Origin of the sequence: Streptomyces sp. NPDC001604 (genome assembly GCF_042893475.1) — a bacterium.
GTDB lineage: Bacteria > Actinomycetota > Actinomycetes > Streptomycetales > Streptomycetaceae > Streptomyces.
On the sequence record NZ_JBIAUY010000002.1, the window covers coordinates 310,585 to 324,832 of the forward strand.

General features: G+C 71.6%; 12 protein-coding genes and 1 pseudogene. 4 read left to right on the forward strand and 9 right to left on the reverse strand.

The window, feature by feature from the left end; translation table 11 throughout:
• Nucleotides 1-17 precede the first annotated feature (17 nt).
• The 5 genes from ACFY1E_RS06605 to ACFY1E_RS06625 all read right to left on the reverse strand — a co-directional run bounded on the left by ACFY1E_RS06605 (nt 18) and on the right by ACFY1E_RS06625 (nt 5,327).
• Nucleotides 18-896, reverse strand: coding sequence for an SRPBCC domain-containing protein (locus ACFY1E_RS06605; protein WP_389072227.1), 879 nt, complete (start codon nt 894-896; stop codon nt 18-20).
• A 77-nt stretch (nt 897-973) separates the two neighbouring features.
• Entirely contained in the window at nt 974-1,681 is a 708-nt protein-coding gene (locus ACFY1E_RS06610; RefSeq protein ID WP_389072229.1) for a response regulator, read from the reverse strand.
• Entirely contained in the window at nt 1,678-2,832 is a 1,155-nt protein-coding gene (locus tag ACFY1E_RS06615) for a sensor histidine kinase (protein ID WP_389072232.1), read from the reverse strand. Before ACFY1E_RS06615 ends, ACFY1E_RS06610 begins: the two co-directional genes overlap by 4 nt.
• Nucleotides 2,833-3,056: 224 nt before the next feature.
• Nucleotides 3,057-4,691 (reverse strand): polyamine aminopropyltransferase, encoded by a 1,635-nt coding sequence (locus ACFY1E_RS06620; protein ID WP_389072234.1) that lies wholly within the window; start codon nt 4,689-4,691, stop codon nt 3,057-3,059.
• A 99-nt stretch (nt 4,692-4,790) separates the two neighbouring features.
• Nucleotides 4,791-5,327, reverse strand: a complete 537-nt coding sequence (locus ACFY1E_RS06625) for a DUF2617 family protein (protein WP_389072237.1) — start codon at nt 5,325-5,327, stop codon at nt 4,791-4,793.
• A 901-nt stretch (nt 5,328-6,228) separates the two neighbouring features.
• Here ACFY1E_RS06625 and ACFY1E_RS06630 point away from each other — a divergent pair.
• Entirely contained in the window at nt 6,229-6,570 is a 342-nt protein-coding gene (locus tag ACFY1E_RS06630) for an ANTAR domain-containing protein (RefSeq protein ID WP_389072239.1), read from the forward strand.
• A 29-nt stretch (nt 6,571-6,599) separates the two neighbouring features.
• Entirely contained in the window at nt 6,600-7,793 is a 1,194-nt protein-coding gene (locus tag ACFY1E_RS06635; protein ID WP_389072242.1) for a pyridoxal phosphate-dependent aminotransferase, read from the forward strand.
• Nucleotides 7,794-7,928: 135 nt separating this feature from the next.
• Here ACFY1E_RS06635 and ACFY1E_RS06640 read toward each other — a convergent pair whose 3' ends face one another.
• Together ACFY1E_RS06640 and ACFY1E_RS06645 are read right to left on the reverse strand one after the other, a co-directional pair.
• Nucleotides 7,929-8,174, reverse strand: a complete 246-nt coding sequence (locus tag ACFY1E_RS06640; RefSeq protein WP_389072244.1) for a hypothetical protein — start codon at nt 8,172-8,174, stop codon at nt 7,929-7,931.
• A 101-nt stretch (nt 8,175-8,275) separates the two neighbouring features.
• The gene (locus ACFY1E_RS06645) at nt 8,276-8,761 is read right to left on the reverse strand and encodes a prevent-host-death family protein (RefSeq protein WP_389072246.1); all 486 of its coding nucleotides are present in this window, start codon (nt 8,759-8,761) and stop codon (nt 8,276-8,278) included.
• Nucleotides 8,762-9,187: 426 nt separating this feature from the next.
• Here ACFY1E_RS06645 and ACFY1E_RS06650 point away from each other — a divergent pair.
• Nucleotides 9,188-9,571, forward strand: a pseudogene (locus tag ACFY1E_RS06650) (aminotransferase class I/II-fold pyridoxal phosphate-dependent enzyme); the annotation flags it as partial.
• Nucleotides 9,572-9,669: 98 nt separating this feature from the next.
• A complete protein-coding gene (locus ACFY1E_RS06655; protein ID WP_389072249.1) occupies nt 9,670-10,869 on the forward strand; it encodes a mannosyltransferase family protein in 1,200 nt (399 codons plus the stop codon).
• Nucleotides 10,870-10,874: 5 nt separating this feature from the next.
• Here the strand turns inward: ACFY1E_RS06655 and ACFY1E_RS06660 are convergent, their stop codons facing one another.
• The gene (locus ACFY1E_RS06660; RefSeq protein WP_389072251.1) at nt 10,875-11,408 is read right to left on the reverse strand and encodes a YbjN domain-containing protein; all 534 of its coding nucleotides are present in this window, start codon (nt 11,406-11,408) and stop codon (nt 10,875-10,877) included.
• Between the two features lie 203 nt (nt 11,409-11,611).
• Complete coding sequence (gene clpB, locus ACFY1E_RS06665) at nt 11,612-14,218, reverse strand: ATP-dependent chaperone ClpB (RefSeq protein WP_389072254.1); 2,607 nt, start codon at nt 14,216-14,218, stop codon at nt 11,612-11,614.
• Nucleotides 14,219-14,248: the final 30 nt, after the last annotated feature.

Here is a 14,248-nt window from a genome sequence, read left to right on the forward strand (position 1 = left end):
GGCGATCAAGACCGCCGTCAGTGCCGCCTGCGCAGCAGCCGGCCCACCACGATCGCGGACGCGACCACGAGGGCCGCCGCCGGGGCCGCCCAGCGCAGGGAGGAGCCGGGGGAGACCGTCTGCGGGGCGGGGACGGGGGCGTAGCGGCCGCGGGGCGGGGCGTGGTCGACCTCCTCCGCGCTGCGGCCGATCATCGTGCGGCGGGCGTGGGCCGCTTCGGCGGGGGGCGCGCCCTCGGTGACGTCGTCCGTGTCCTCCGTGTCCTCCGTGTCTTCGGCGAGCGGGTCGAGGGACGGCGGGGGGACCTCGGTGTCGTGGACCGAGGTGTGCTCGGCGGCGGGGGCGGGGGCGTCGTCGGCGTCCGGGGTCGTCTCGAAGTCGCTGGTCGCCTTGGGCTCGAACTCCTGGGTGACGAGGGGCTCGGTCTCCTCGGGTTCGCGGGGCGTCTCGGGCTGCTCCTGAGTGCCCTCGTCCTCCGCGCCCGCCGCCAGGCTCTCCGCGAAACGGTTCAGCAGGCGGATCGCGGCCGACGCGACCTGCTCGGCCGGCAGTTCGGTGAGGCGGCCGTCCGCGGAGGCCGTGCCCTCGAAGGTCAGCCGGGAGCCGCCGTCCGCCTCCGCCACGCGGAGGGTGAGGGCGAGCTTGACCGAGCCGGTGCCGCGGGTCTCGGTGGCGTCGCCCTCGGCGGCGTACGAACCGTCGTCCTGCCGGGTGATGCGGACGGTGCCGCGGTAGGTGACGGAGTGGCTGCCGACGCGCATTTTCAGCCGCCCGGTGACGGGCTCGGCGCCCGCGTCCTGCTGGAGCCCGGGAACCGCCCGGGCCACCTGCGCGGGGTCGGCGAGGGTTTCTTTCAGCCGTGCGGCCGGAACCGGAACGAACACCTCATGCTCCATGTCGGCCGAGCCTACCCAGCTGGCCGGGTCATGCACCCGTGTCGGCCGAAAGTGACCGCGCGTCGGTGTCGCCGTCGCTAGGCCGTACCCCCTGGTGTCACCAGCCCTGTCTCGTACGCGACCACCACCACCTGCGCCCGGCTCGCCAGCCCCAGCTTCGTCATCGTCCGGTTCAGATGGGTCTTGACCGTGGCCTCGCTGATGAAGAGGCGGTCGGCCGCCTCCGCGTTGGTCAGGCCGCGGGCGACCAGCTTGAGGACCTCGACCTCACGGCTGGTCAGGGCGTCCAGGCCGGGCGGCGCTCCGGAGGGGTCGGCCACGCGTGTGAACGCCTCCACCAGGCGGCGGGTGACGGCCGGGGCGAACAGGGAGTCGCCGCCGTGCACGGCGGTCACCGCGGCGAGGAGGCGTTCGGGTCCCGCGTCCTTGAGGAGGAAGCCGGAGGCGCCGGCGCGCAGGGCGCCGTAGACGTACTCGTCGAGGTCGAAGGTGGTCAGGACGAGGATGCGCGGGGGCGGGTCGGCGGCCTCGGCGAGGATGCGGCGGGTGGCCTCGATGCCGGTGGTGCCGGGCATGCGGATGTCCATGAGGACGACGTCGGGGCGGCTCTTCGCGGCCAGGGCGACCGCCTCGGCGCCGTCGGCGGCCTCGCCCACGACCTCCATGCCGGGGGCGGCGCGCAGCAGCGCGACCAGTCCGCTGCGGACGAGGAACTGGTCGTCCACGACGAGCACTCTGATCACACGGTCGGCGGTGGCGGCCGTGGCGTCGTGGCTGCCGGTCATTCCGCGTCGGCGTCTCCCCGGCGTGCGGCCCGTACCGACGTCGGCAGGGTGAGATGCACGCCAAATCCACCCTCGCTGCGCGGGCCGACGACAATCGTCCCGCCGTAGAGCTTGGCCCGCTCCCGCATTCCGATCAAGCCATGTCCGCCGCGTCCGCGCTTTCTGTCCGGATCCACCCCCTTCCCGTCGTCGGTGACGGACACCGTCATCTCGCCCGCGCGGTAGGCGAGTTCCACGGCAGCGTTCGCGCCGGGGGCGTGTTTGAGCACGTTGGTCAGGGCTTCCTGGACGACGCGGTAGAGGCAGAGCTGGACGCCCGGGGGCAGCGGGCGCGGTTCGCCCGTGACGCGGAGGTCCACGGGGACGCCGCCCGCGCGTACCCGGTCCACCATTTCGGCCAGTTGACCGAGGCCGGGGGCGGGGGCGCCGTCCGCTCCGGAGACGCCCTCGGCCCGCAACAGGCCCAGCATGCGCCGCAGTTCCTCCAGCGCCTCGCCGCTGGCGCCCGCGATGGTGTCGAGCGCCTCGCGTGCGGTGGGCGCGTCGGTGGTGAAGACGAAACGGGCCAGTCCCGCCTGGACGTTGATGACCGCCATGTGGTGGGCGACCACGTCGTGCAGTTCGCGGGCGATGCGCACGCGTTCCTCGGCGACCTCGCGGCGGGCCCGTTCGGCCTGTTCGGCGCGGAGTTGGCGGGTCAGCTCGGCCGTTCTGCGGGCGATGTGGCCGAACCACCAGAACACCAGCGGGTAGGCGACCGCCTGGGCGAGCACCGACGCCATCGAACTCCCGTCGGTGACCAGCCCGGCGTAGACCCAGACGCCGCTCATCACCGCGGCGCAGACCGCCGTGGTGCGGGCCGGGCGCACGGACGCCACGGTGTAGACGGCGAGCATGGGCCCGAAGGTGATGACCACCGGCCAGTAGCCGAGGCTGATGTAGAGCACGCCGACCGCGTGGACGAAGGCGAAGACGGTCACCGGGGCCTTGGTGCGCAGGGCGAGCGGCAGAGTGGCCAGGAGCACCAGGATCCAGGCGAGCGGGTCGAGTGCGGACCACCCCTGCGCGACGGCCTCCCTGCCGAGCAGGACGGCCACGGTCGTCAGCGCCGTGGCGATGAGACCGTCGGCGGCGAGTGGGTGGATCCGCATCGCCGCAGCGTAACGCCGGTGCGCGGGCCCGGGCGTCAACCTGCGGCAGTACCACGGAAGTTGCAGGAACCGCCCGGTTACCTCAGCGGTTGGGGCGCGGATCCATCCGCTGCGGGATTCGGGGCGGCGCGGGACACCCGTACATTCTCGGTGCTGAGGGGGGACGCGTACGGCGGTTCGTCCCGAGCTCGGGGGACGGGACGGGCCGCCGTCCGTGGCCGCCTTCAGTACCGGGGGTGGACCAGCGTCGACGCGGGCAGGCCCGTGATGCGGGTGGCCGCCGCGGCCCTGCCGTCCGCGGTCAGGGCCCGCTGGGTGAGGGTGCGCGGGTGCGGCTCGTGCGGGTCCAGGCGGAGGCGGGGGCGGGCGTCCGCGCAGGCCAGGACGAACCCCCAGTCGCGCGCCGCGCGGGAGCCGTCGGCCGTGCGGTCGGGGCCCGCGGCGAAGCCGGAGTCGCGGCCGCCCACCCGGTAGGGGGCGGTGTGCAGACCGGCTGCGCGCAGGGTCGCGACGACCGTCCAGAACACCCGCGGGCGGGTGGCGAACGGCCCGGCGTGCACCACCAGGCGGCCACCGGGTGCGAGGGCGCGCCGGGCGAGGCCGTAGAACTCCTGGGAGTACAGCTTGGTGCTGGCCGTGATGCCCGGGTCGGGGAGGTCGGAGATCACCACGTCGTACGTCGAGGTGGGCGCCGTGCGCAGCCAGCGGAAGGCGTCGGCGGTCGTCACGCGCACACGTGGGTCGTCGTAGACGTGGCGGTTCAGCTTCGACAGGGCGGGGTCGCGGCGGGCCAGCCGGACGACTCCCGCGTCGAGCTCGACGACGTCCACCCGCCGCACGCCCGTGTGGCGCAGTACTTCGCGGGCGGCCAGGCCGTCGCCGCCGCCGAGGATCAGCACGCGCGCGTGCGGGCCGTTCATCGCAGGGTGCACCAGGGCTTCGTGGTACCGGAGTTCGTCGCCGCCGACCCTCAGGCGGCCGTCGAGGAAGAGGGCGAGGGGGCGGCCGTCGGTGCCGCCGGTGAGGACGATCTCCTGGGTGCCGGTCTGCAGGGCCACGCGCACGTCGTGGCCGTACACCGCGTGCCTGGCCGCCTGTTCGAAGTCGTCGACCAGGACGGCGGCGGCCGCGAGGAGGCCGAGCACCGTGAGGTTGGCGATCAGCAGCAGCCAGCGGGTACGGCGGGTGAGGTCGCGGCGGAACAGGCCGAGGACGAGGGTGCCGCCCGCGACCGCGTTGACCGCACCGGTGATCAGCGCACCGGTCAACTGGCCCAGCAGGGGCAGCAGCAGGAACGGGAAGGCGAGACCGCCGACCAGTGCGCCGACGTAGTCCGCGGCGAACAGGTCGGCCACCGCGCCGCCCGCGTCCTGCCGCCGGATGCGCTGGATCAGCTCCATGAGGAGAGGGACCTCGGCGCCGATCAGCAGACCGATGGTGAGGGAGAAGGCGACCAGCAGCCAGCGCGGCCCGCTCGCCCACAGGCCGCCCCAGTCGCCGGTCCACGCGAACACCGCGTACAGGGCCATCGCGCTGCAGCCGCCGACGAGCGCGAGCGTCGCCTCGATCGCGCCGAAGGCGGCCGCGGCACGCCAGCGCAGCCGCTTCGCGGCGAGCGAGCCGATGCCCATCGCGAACACCATGACCGACAGGACGACCGAGGCCTGGGTGACCGAGTCGCCGATCAAGTACGAGGCCAGAGCGACGAGTTCGAGCTCGTACACGAGTCCGCAGGCCGCGCAGACGAAGACGCATGCGAGCACCAGGAACCGTCCGGTGCTCGGCTGGACGGGCAGCCGCGCCGGGCCCGCCCAGGGGGGCGGGGGGCCGGGTGGTGCCGGCGCGTGCGGTTCGATCACGACTGCGACGTTACGTCACTGCAACTTCACGCCTCGTCACCCACACGTGTGGAACTGGCGGACAGTTCGTTCCCGCGTGTTTGAGGCCGCGTGTTCGGGTCAGGCGTCCGGCGGACCGACCTGCGGCGCCGGAACGCGGGCTCCCACCCGGGTCCGTGTCGCCACCAGCTGCCCGTCCTGCGGGTACGCGTGCCAGGTCCGCCAGTGGACCTGGCCCTGGTGCCACTGGGCCAGCAGCGCGGTGAAGGCGTGCGGGCTGCCGGGGAAGACGCCCGCAAGGCCGTGCGGATGGTCGGAGACCAGCGCGAGCAACTCCTGCGCGCGCCCCGCGAACGACCCCGGTGGCAGGACCTCCACCCGGGCCGCGAACTCGTACTCCCAGTCGCCCATCCGTTTGGCGACGCCCAGCGGCAGCGGTGTGCTGCTGCCCTGCATGCACGCCACCGTCTCCGAACAAGTGCCCCGCTGTTCCTCCAGGAGCACCTGGTGGGACGCGCCGAGGAGTCTCAACTGGAGCTTGGCCCCGGCCAGTTCGAGGTCGAGCGTGGCCAGGGCGGGAAGCGGCTCACGCCCAAGAGCCCAGGCGAGGTCCGCCGCGCGTGTGTCGGTGTATGAGGTGTTCAGGGTCGTGAGCATGGGTCGGCTCTCCGCTGGCACACAAAGAAAGGTAAGGAGGAAGGCGTGGGGGGTCCGGCACACCGGGCGACTCCGGGGGATCGGCCCGGACGGCCCGGTCGGCCCAGTCGGGAGATCAGGGAGGTCAGGAAGGTCTCAGCAGGACGTCCGAGGACCGCACCGGCGTTTTAGAGGGAATCATGAACGGTGGCGCCGTCACAGCGTTTTTACCCAACTTCGTGGGGTTTCCATCCCTCAGAGGGCTCCACTGCTCAACTGTTCAACCACGGCGTACGCCACGGCGGCCGTGGCGTACGCCGGAGCACAGGAGCACCCGCCGGGGCGTGCGCTCCGGCGGGTGCTCGACGGGTGTGCCGGGAGAGTATGCGGTCCCCCCCATGGGGCTCGGCCGCCCCCTGTCAGCTGCCTCCGCCGCATCCACCGCCGCCACCGCAGGACGACCCTCCCCCGCAGGAGGAGTGACCGCCACAGGAGGAGTGACCGCCCCCGCAGGAGTGGTGCCCCCCGGAGTGATGACCACCGGAGTGGTGCCCCGAAGAGCCGCCGTCTCCCCCGCCGGCCCACCAGCTGCCGCTGTCCCCGCTGTACGAGCCGCTCCGGCTCCCCCCACCGAACGACTTCCCCCCACCCTTGCCCGCTGCCTTCGCGACGACCGCCACGAACGCGATCACGACCGCCACCACGATGAAGCCGGTGATCATGGCGCCACCGTCCTTTCGAAATCCCCCGAAGCAGCCCCCCGTGGGTGCCTCGCTTCTTGCGTGAACGGGGGATGCCCGGCGGTCTCGGCGGCCAAAGCAGAGTTGAGGAACTTCAGAGGGTGCGCGTACAAGCCGCTTCCCGGGGCAGCAGGACCACAGAGCCCAGTCCCCGCCCTTTCTCGCCCAGTGGAGAGCCACTCATGGCCTTCTTTGCGGTCTCCCGATCGCGGCCCCTGAAGTTCCTGTCCGCCACCGATCTGGCCGTGGAGTACGAGCGTCTCGAAGCGGAGTGTGCCCAGCTGGAGCAGGCGGTCAGCTCGCACGCGATCGTCGACCAGGCCATCGGTGCCGTCGTCGTCTTCGGACGGATGGCGCCCGAGGAGGCCTGGCGGGTCCTGCGTGACGTGTCGCAGCGCACCAACACCAAGCTGCGGGTGGTCGCCGAGCACGTCATGGCGTTCACGCAGGGTGCCGAGCTGCCGGAGGCCGAGCGGATCGAACTGCGGAAGGCGATCGCCCGGTACCAGTCGTGGAAGCGGTGAGTTGAGGAACTCCGCAGCCTGGGCGCAGGATGACCGGCATGACCTCCAGCACCCGCCCCCTCCTCAACCGCCGACTCGCCGAGTTCGGGACGACGATCTTCGCCGAGATGTCCGCCCTGGCGGTGCAGACCGGCTCCATCAACCTGGGCCAGGGCTTCCCCGACACGGACGGCCCCGAGGAGGTTCGTGAGGCCGCCGTAAGGGCCCTGCGCGACGGGCGCGGCAACCAGTACCCGCCGGGCCCCGGCGTTCCCGAGCTGCGCACCGCGATCTCCGCACACCAGGAGCGGCGGTACGGGCTGGCGTACGACCCCGACACCGAGGTCCTGGTCACCGCCGGCGCCACCGAGGCCATCGCCGCCACCCTCCTCGCCCTGCTGGAGCCCGGCGACGAGGTGATCGCCCTCGAGCCGTACTACGACTCGTACGCGGCCTGCATCGCCATGGCGGGCGGGACCAGGGTGCCGGTCACTCTGCGTCCGCATGAAGATTCCTTCCGCCTGGATCTCGACGAGCTGCGCGCCGCCGTCACCGACCGCACCCGCCTGCTGCTCGTCAACACCCCGCACAACCCCACCGGCACGGTGCTCACCCGTGAGGAGCTCACCGCGATCGCCGAGCTGGCCGCCGAGCGCGATCTGCTCGTCGTCACGGACGAGGTCTACGAGCACCTGGTCTTCGAGGAGGCCGAGCACCTGCCGCTCGCGACCTTCCCGGGCATGCGCGACCGGACGGTCACCATCGGCTCGGCGGGCAAGACGTTCTCCTTCACCGGCTGGAAGGTGGGCTGGGTGACGGCGGCCCCGGGGCTGGTCTCGGCGGTCCGCTCCGCGAAGCAGTTCCTGACGTACGTCTCCTCCGGCCCCTTCCAGTACGCCGTCGCCGAGGCGCTGGCGCTCCCCGACAGCTACTTCACCGCGTTCCGCGAGGACATGCTGGCCAAGCGGAACCTGCTGGCGGCGGGCCTCGCGGACGCGGGCTTCAAGGTCTTCCAGCCGGCCGGCACCTACTTCATCACCACCGACATCCAGCCCCTCGGCGAAAGCGATGGCCTCTCCTTCTGCCGCGCCCTCCCGGAGCGCGCCGGAGTCGTCGCCATCCCCAACGCCGTCTTCTACGACCACCGCGAGGCGGGCGCACCATACGTCCGGTTCGCGTTCTGCAAACGCGTCGAGGTACTGGCGGACGCGGCGGAACGGCTCCGCAAGGCATTCGCCCACTGACCGCTGCCGAGGGGGTCGGTCGTCCTTGGCACGGTCATCCTCAGACTCCGGCCGGTCCGCCACCAGCACCGCAAGACCCCATGGCGGCCCGCGCCCCGGTTCGCTCCGCCTTCTGCACGGGCAAAGCGCCGCAGGCTATTCGGTGTCCTTCGGGTGCCGCGGGGAGGCGTACACCAGGATCACAGTCGAGGTCTCCAGGCTGACCAGATAGCGGACCCGGCCGCCACTGGTGATCTCGTACTCCCACTGCTCCAGCTCAGAGCCCTTCCATTCTCTGGTCGCGTGCCTGCCGCGGAGCTGGTGCTGGCGGTTCCAGTTGGCCCGCGACAGCGGGTCTGTGCGAAGCGCTTCCAGGCAGCGATGGGCGTTCGGCAACGCCACCCGACACAGCTCCTCCCAACCGGTCGCGGCCTCCGTCGTCCCGTGGATGACATTCCAGCCGCTCAGAGGAGGGACGCTGACCCGATCGCCTTTCTTCGGGCTCACTCGTGCACCTCGACCGGACCGAGGTCGACGCCACCAAGCGGATGGAGCGCTTCCCTGAGCTGTTCAGGGTCGGCGTTGATGCGGGCGGTGGCCCGCCACGAGACGATCGCTCGGTGCACAGCCTCCCTGGCGCCCAGTTCAGCGGCGTCGGACAGCGCCTCCAGAAGCTCGACAGTGAATTCCCGGACTTCCTCGGCGTCCAGGTGGCGCACCCACGGGAACACCTCGGGCAGGGCGAGCAAAAGCGACTTGGCACCGTCGTCCTGCTTCAACAGTGCAAGGAACAGCCGGGACGCCGTGGTCAGGTTCTCCTCGGCGCGCTCCGCGTATATAGCCGTGGTCAACACCATGTCGGGCGCGTCTCGGTGCGTGACACGCAGGCATCCCAGGGCGGCGGCCCTGGCCGCGACAGCCTTCGGGTTCCGCGACAGATCGGTGAACGAGACAGACTCAGATTCGGATGCCAAGGGTGCGATGCTCATACTCAGACTGTACTCTGATTGCGTTCTGATTTCTATCGCGAGGCGGGTAGCGGCTGAAGGTCCCGCTCCCGCTACAGGACCTGCCCCCACCGAAGCTGCTGCGCTGGCAACGAGTTCACGGGGATCCGTTTCACCTTCCGCAAGAAGGAAGAAGTCCCCCAAACCGCTGGCGGGCTGCGCCCTCTCCTGGCGGGGGCCGCTCGGACTCGGGCTCGGCCTGGCAGTCGTCACCGGGAAGCTTGCCGAGTCCAGCTACCTGATCACCGGCGGCGGCAGCATCCGCTGGCACGTCGCCGGAATCCCCCTGCTGCTCCTGGCGGCGGCAGGAGCGGTGGGGGCAGCGGCAGCGGGCTCACTGCCACTGGTCGGCCGCCGGATCGATCCGGAGCTGATCCGCCGGGACTGACGGGAGAGCCAGCGGCCTAGCAGTTCCTGACGTACGTCTCCTCCGGCCCCTTCCAGTACGCCGTCGCCGAGGCGCTGGCGCTCCCCGACAGCTACTTCACCGCGTTCCGCGAGGACATGCTGGCCAAGCGGAACCTGCTGGCGGCGGGCCTCGCGGACGCGGGCTTCAAGGTCTTCCAGCCGGCCGGCACCTACTTCATCACCACCGACATCCAGCCCCTCGGCGAAAGCGATGGCCTCTCCTTCTGCCGCGCCCTCCCGGAGCGCGCCGGGGTCGTCGCCATCCCCAACGCCGTCTTCTACGACCACCGCGAGGCGGGCGCCCCGTTCGTACGGTTCGCGTTCTGCAAGCAGACGGCTGTCCTGGTGGAGGCCGCGAAGCGGCTCAAGGCGCTGGCGGGCTGATCCTGGCCTGTCACGCCGCCACGCCGAGCGCCGCAAGACCGTACCCGGCCGGACGCCCAGCGCTCGCGCACGCCCGGATCACCCTGCACTGTGCCCGTGTGACCCACGCCAGCACCCTCACTCGTTCCGCCGTCGCGGAGCCTGCCGCCCAGGGGCGTGTCCAAGCGACCCGGGTGGCGGCCATGGCCACCGCGCTCGGTCTGTTCCTCGCCGTCCGGCTGCTCGGTGTCGCCACGCTGGCCCTGGTGGCCCGGGCGACGACCGGCCGGGACGCCCTCGGGCTGCTCGGGCGGTCCTGGGACTCCGTGTGGTACCTGGGGATCGCCGCCCACGGGTACGGCCGCATCCAGCATCCCCGCACGGGGGTCATGTTCAGCGACATGGCGTTCTTCCCGCTCTACCCGGCGCTGGTGCGGGCCCTGCGCGCCGTGAGCCCGCTGGGCGGGGGCGCGTCCGGGCTGGTGCTGTCCTGGACCGCGGCCGCCGTCGCCGCCTGCGGGATCTACGCCATCGGCGCCCGGCTGCACGGCCGTGCCGTGGCGTTCGCGCTGGTGCTGCTGTGGGCGCTGCTGCCGCACTCCGTGGTGCTGTCCATGGCGTACACCGAGCCCTTGCTGACCGCGTTCGCCGCCTGGTCGCTGTACGCGGTGCTGGCCGGTCGCTGGCTGTGGGCGGGTGCGCTGGCGGCGCTCGCGGGGCTGGCCCGGCCCAACGGGTTCGCGGTCGCCGCGGCGGTGCTCGCGGCGGCGGTCTGCGAGGTGTGGCGGTGCCTTCGTGAGCGCCGCAGGGTTTCCCACAGGCTGTGGACGGGCGCCGCGCTCGCCCCGGCCGGATGGACTGCGTACATCCTGTGGGTCGGGCACCACGAGGGCGATCTCCTCGGCGGCTACTTCGCGGTGCAGCGGCACTGGGGCTCCCGGTTCGACTTCGGGCGCGGCTCGCTCCAGTTCGTGAAGCACCTGCTGCTGCACGGGGACCGGTTCGTCTTCCCGATGACGATGGTGATCGTGGCGGCGGGTGTCGTGCTGTACGCCCTCCTGCTCGCCGACCGCGCCCCGCTCCCGCTCCTCGTCCACAGCGGCGTGCTGCTGCTGATCGCGCTCGGCGGCTCCGGCTTCTTCGAGTCGAAGCCCCGTTTCCTGCTCCCCGCCTTCCCGCTCCTGCTGCCCCTCGCCCAGGCCCTCGTCCGTACGGCGAGAGCCCGGCCGTGGCACGCGACCGTGGTGGTCGCCGCCCTGGCCGGGCTCTCGTTCGTGTACGGGGCGTATCTGGTCGTGATCGCCCAGATGCCCCTTTAGGGGGACTACTCCTCGTCGTCCCCGGGCTTCTCGTCTGCCTCGTTGATCTCCTCTTCGAGGCCCAGCTGCTCGACGAGCCACTTGTCGAACTCGATGGCGGCCCGTACCCAGCTGACCGTGGAGGAGACGAAGTGCTCCAGGCTGACGCCGGTGCCGATCAGCATCTGCGCCTCACCGATCAGACGGACGGTGCCGTCGTCGTGGGTGTGGCTGTAGACCTTGGGCCACAGGGTCCGCCGGTTCCAGTCGTCGACGGACTCCAGCAGCTGGGGCTTCTCGTCGATCTGGTGGGGGCGGTCGTAGAACGTCCGCACCGAGAAGACCTGCTGCTCGTCCTCGCCGCGGAACATGAAGTACGTACGGAACTGCTCCCACGGCGCCGCGAGGTCACCCTCGTCGTCGACGACGTACTTGAGCTCCATCTGGTCGAGGAGCTGCTTCACGAGGTCCTGATCCGGGACGACGGGGCCCGCCGGTCCTTGGGGCTGCGGCTCGGGCTGGCCCCCGAAGTTCGGAATCGAGGACGGGTCGATGCTCACCGTGTTTTTCCCTTCGTACGGATGCCGCCATCCTCCCCCATGCGGGGAGGGGGGTGGCAACCCTGGGCGGTCCTGTCAGCCCGTGGCTGACACGATCGTGTTCGCCCTCCGGTTCTTCGTCACCGGGTACCTCGCCCTGACCGGCGTATGACATGGGGCGGGCCCGCCACCGTGAGGTGACGGGCCCGTACGGCACGTGACGGTCACAGGGTCTTGCCCGTTGCGGGACCCACGATCAGCCCGTCCCCGAACGCGTCCACCCGGACCGTGTCGCCGTCCTTGATCTCGCCGGAGAGGATCTCCTTGGCGAGGCGGTCGCCGATGGCGGTCTGGACCAGGCGGCGCAGGGGGCGGGCGCCGTAGGCCGGGTCCAGGCCCTCCGTGGCGAGCCAGTCCAGCGCCTCGTCGGTGATCTCCAGGGTGAGACGCCGCTCCGCCAGGCGCTTGGCCAGGCGGTCGATCTGGAGCTTGGCGATGCGCTTCAGCTCGGGCTTGGTCAGCGCCGAGAAGACCACCAGGTCGTCGAGGCGGTTGAGGAACTCCGGCTTGAAGGACGTCCGGACCACCTCCAGGACCTGCTCCTTCTTCTCCGCCTCGCTGGTCAACGGGTCGACCAGGAACTGGCTGCCCAGGTTGGAGGTGAGGACCAGGATCGTGTTGCGGAAGTCGACCGTACGGCCCTGGCCGTCCGTCAGGCGGCCGTCGTCCAGCACCTGGAGGAGGACGTCGAAGACCTCCGGGTGGGCCTTCTCGACCTCGTCCAGCAGGACCACGCTGTACGGGCGCCTGCGCACCGCCTCGGTCAGCTGGCCGCCCTCCTCGTAGCCGACGTAGCCGGGCGGGGCGCCGACCAGGCGGGCCACGCTGTGCTTCTCGCCGTACTCCGACATGTCGATGCGGACCATGGCCCGCTCGTCGTCGAAGAGGAAGTCGGCGAGGGCCTTGGCGAGTTCGGTCTTGCCGACGCCCGTCGGGCCCAGGAAGAGGAAGGAACCGGTCGGGCGGTCGGGGTCGGCGATGCCTGCGCGGGTGCGGCGGACGGCGTCGGAGACGGCCTGCACGGCCTCCTGCTGGCCGATCAGGCGCTTGCCCAGCTCCTCCTCCATGCGCAGGAGCTTCTGCGTCTCGCCCTCCAGGAGGCGGCCGGCGGGGATGCCGGTCCAGGCGGCGACGACGTCCGCGATGTCGTCGGAGCCGACCTCGTCCTTGACCATGGTGTCCCTGGACGCCTCCTCCTCGGCTTCGGAGGCGGCCTCCAGGTCCCTTTCCAGGGTGGGGATCTCGCCGTAGAGGAGCTTGGAGGCGGTGTCGAAGTCGCCGTCGCGCTGGGCCCGTTCGGCCTGGCCGCGCAGCTCGTCGAGCTTCTCCTTCAGTTCACCGACGCGGTTGAGGGACTGCTTCTCCTTCTCCCAGCGGGCGGTCAGGCCCCGCAGCTCCTCCTCCTTGTCGGCGAGGTCGCGGCGCAGCCGCTCCAGGCGCTCCCGGGAGGCCGGGTCGGTCTCCTTCTCCAGCGCCAGCTCCTCCATCTTCAACCGGTCGACGGCGCGCTGGAGTTCGTCGATCTCGACGGGGGACGAGTCGATCTCCATGCGCAGGCGGGAGGCCGCCTCGTCGACGAGGTCGATGGCCTTGTCGGGCAGGAAGCGGGAGGTGATGTAGCGGTCGGAGAGGGTGGCGGAGGCGACCAGCGCGCTGTCGGCGATCTGGACCTTGTGGTGGGCCTCGTAGCGGCCCTTGAGTCCGCGCAGGATCGCGATGGTGTCCTCGACCGTGGGCTCGGCGACCAGGACCTGCTGGAAGCGGCGCTCCAGGGCCGGGTCCTTCTCGATGCGCTCGCGGTACTCGTCGAGGGTCGTGGCGCCGACCATGCGCAGCTCGCCGCGTGCCAGCATCGGCTTCAGCATGTTGCCGGCGTCCATCGCGGAGTCGCCGCCGGCGCCCGCGCCCACGACGGTGTGCAGCTCGTCGATGAAGGTGATGATCTGGCCGTCGGAGTCCTTGATCTCCGCGAGGACGGTCTTCAGCCGCTCCTCGAACTCGCCGCGGTACTTCGCGCCCGCGACCATCGCGCCGAGGTCCAGCGCGACGAGGCGCTTGTCCTTGAGGGACTCCGGTACGTCGCCCTTGACGATCCGCTGGGCGAGTCCCTCGACGACGGCGGTCTTGCCGACGCCGGGCTCGCCGATGAGGACCGGGTTGTTCTTCGTACGGCGCGAGAGCACCTGCACGACGCGGCGGATCTCCTGGTCTCGGCCGATGACCGGGTCGAGCCGGCCCTCGCGCGCCGCGGCCGTGAAGTCCGTGCCGAACTTCTCCAGGGCCTTGTACTGGCCCTCCGGGTCGGCTGTGGTCACCCGGCGTCCTCCCCTCGCCTGCTGGAAGGCCTCCTGCAGCTTCTTCGCACCGGCCCCCTGCCCGGACAGTACGTCACCGGCGGCGCCGCCCTTCGCGGCGATGCCGATGAGCAGGTGCTCGGTGGAGAGGTACTCGTCGCCGAGGTCCCGGGCCCGCTCGGCGGCGTCCGCGATCACGGCGAGCAGCTCGCGGTTGGCCTGCGGGGGCGCGACGGTCGAGCCGGTCACGCTGGGCAGCCCGGCGAGGATCTTCTCCGCGCCGGCCCGTACGGCCGCCTGGTCGGCGTCGACGGCGGCCAGCAGGTCGGTGATGTTCTCGTTTTCTTGATGGCCTCGACCCTGCAGCAGGGCCAGCAGCAGATGCGCCGGGGTGAGGTCGGCGTGCCCGTCGGTCAGGGCCCGCTGCTCGGCCGCCCTGAGGGCGTCCCGGCTCCGGTTGGTCAGCTCGGCGTCCACTGTCGCGTTCTCCTCCTGGTGTCAGCCGTC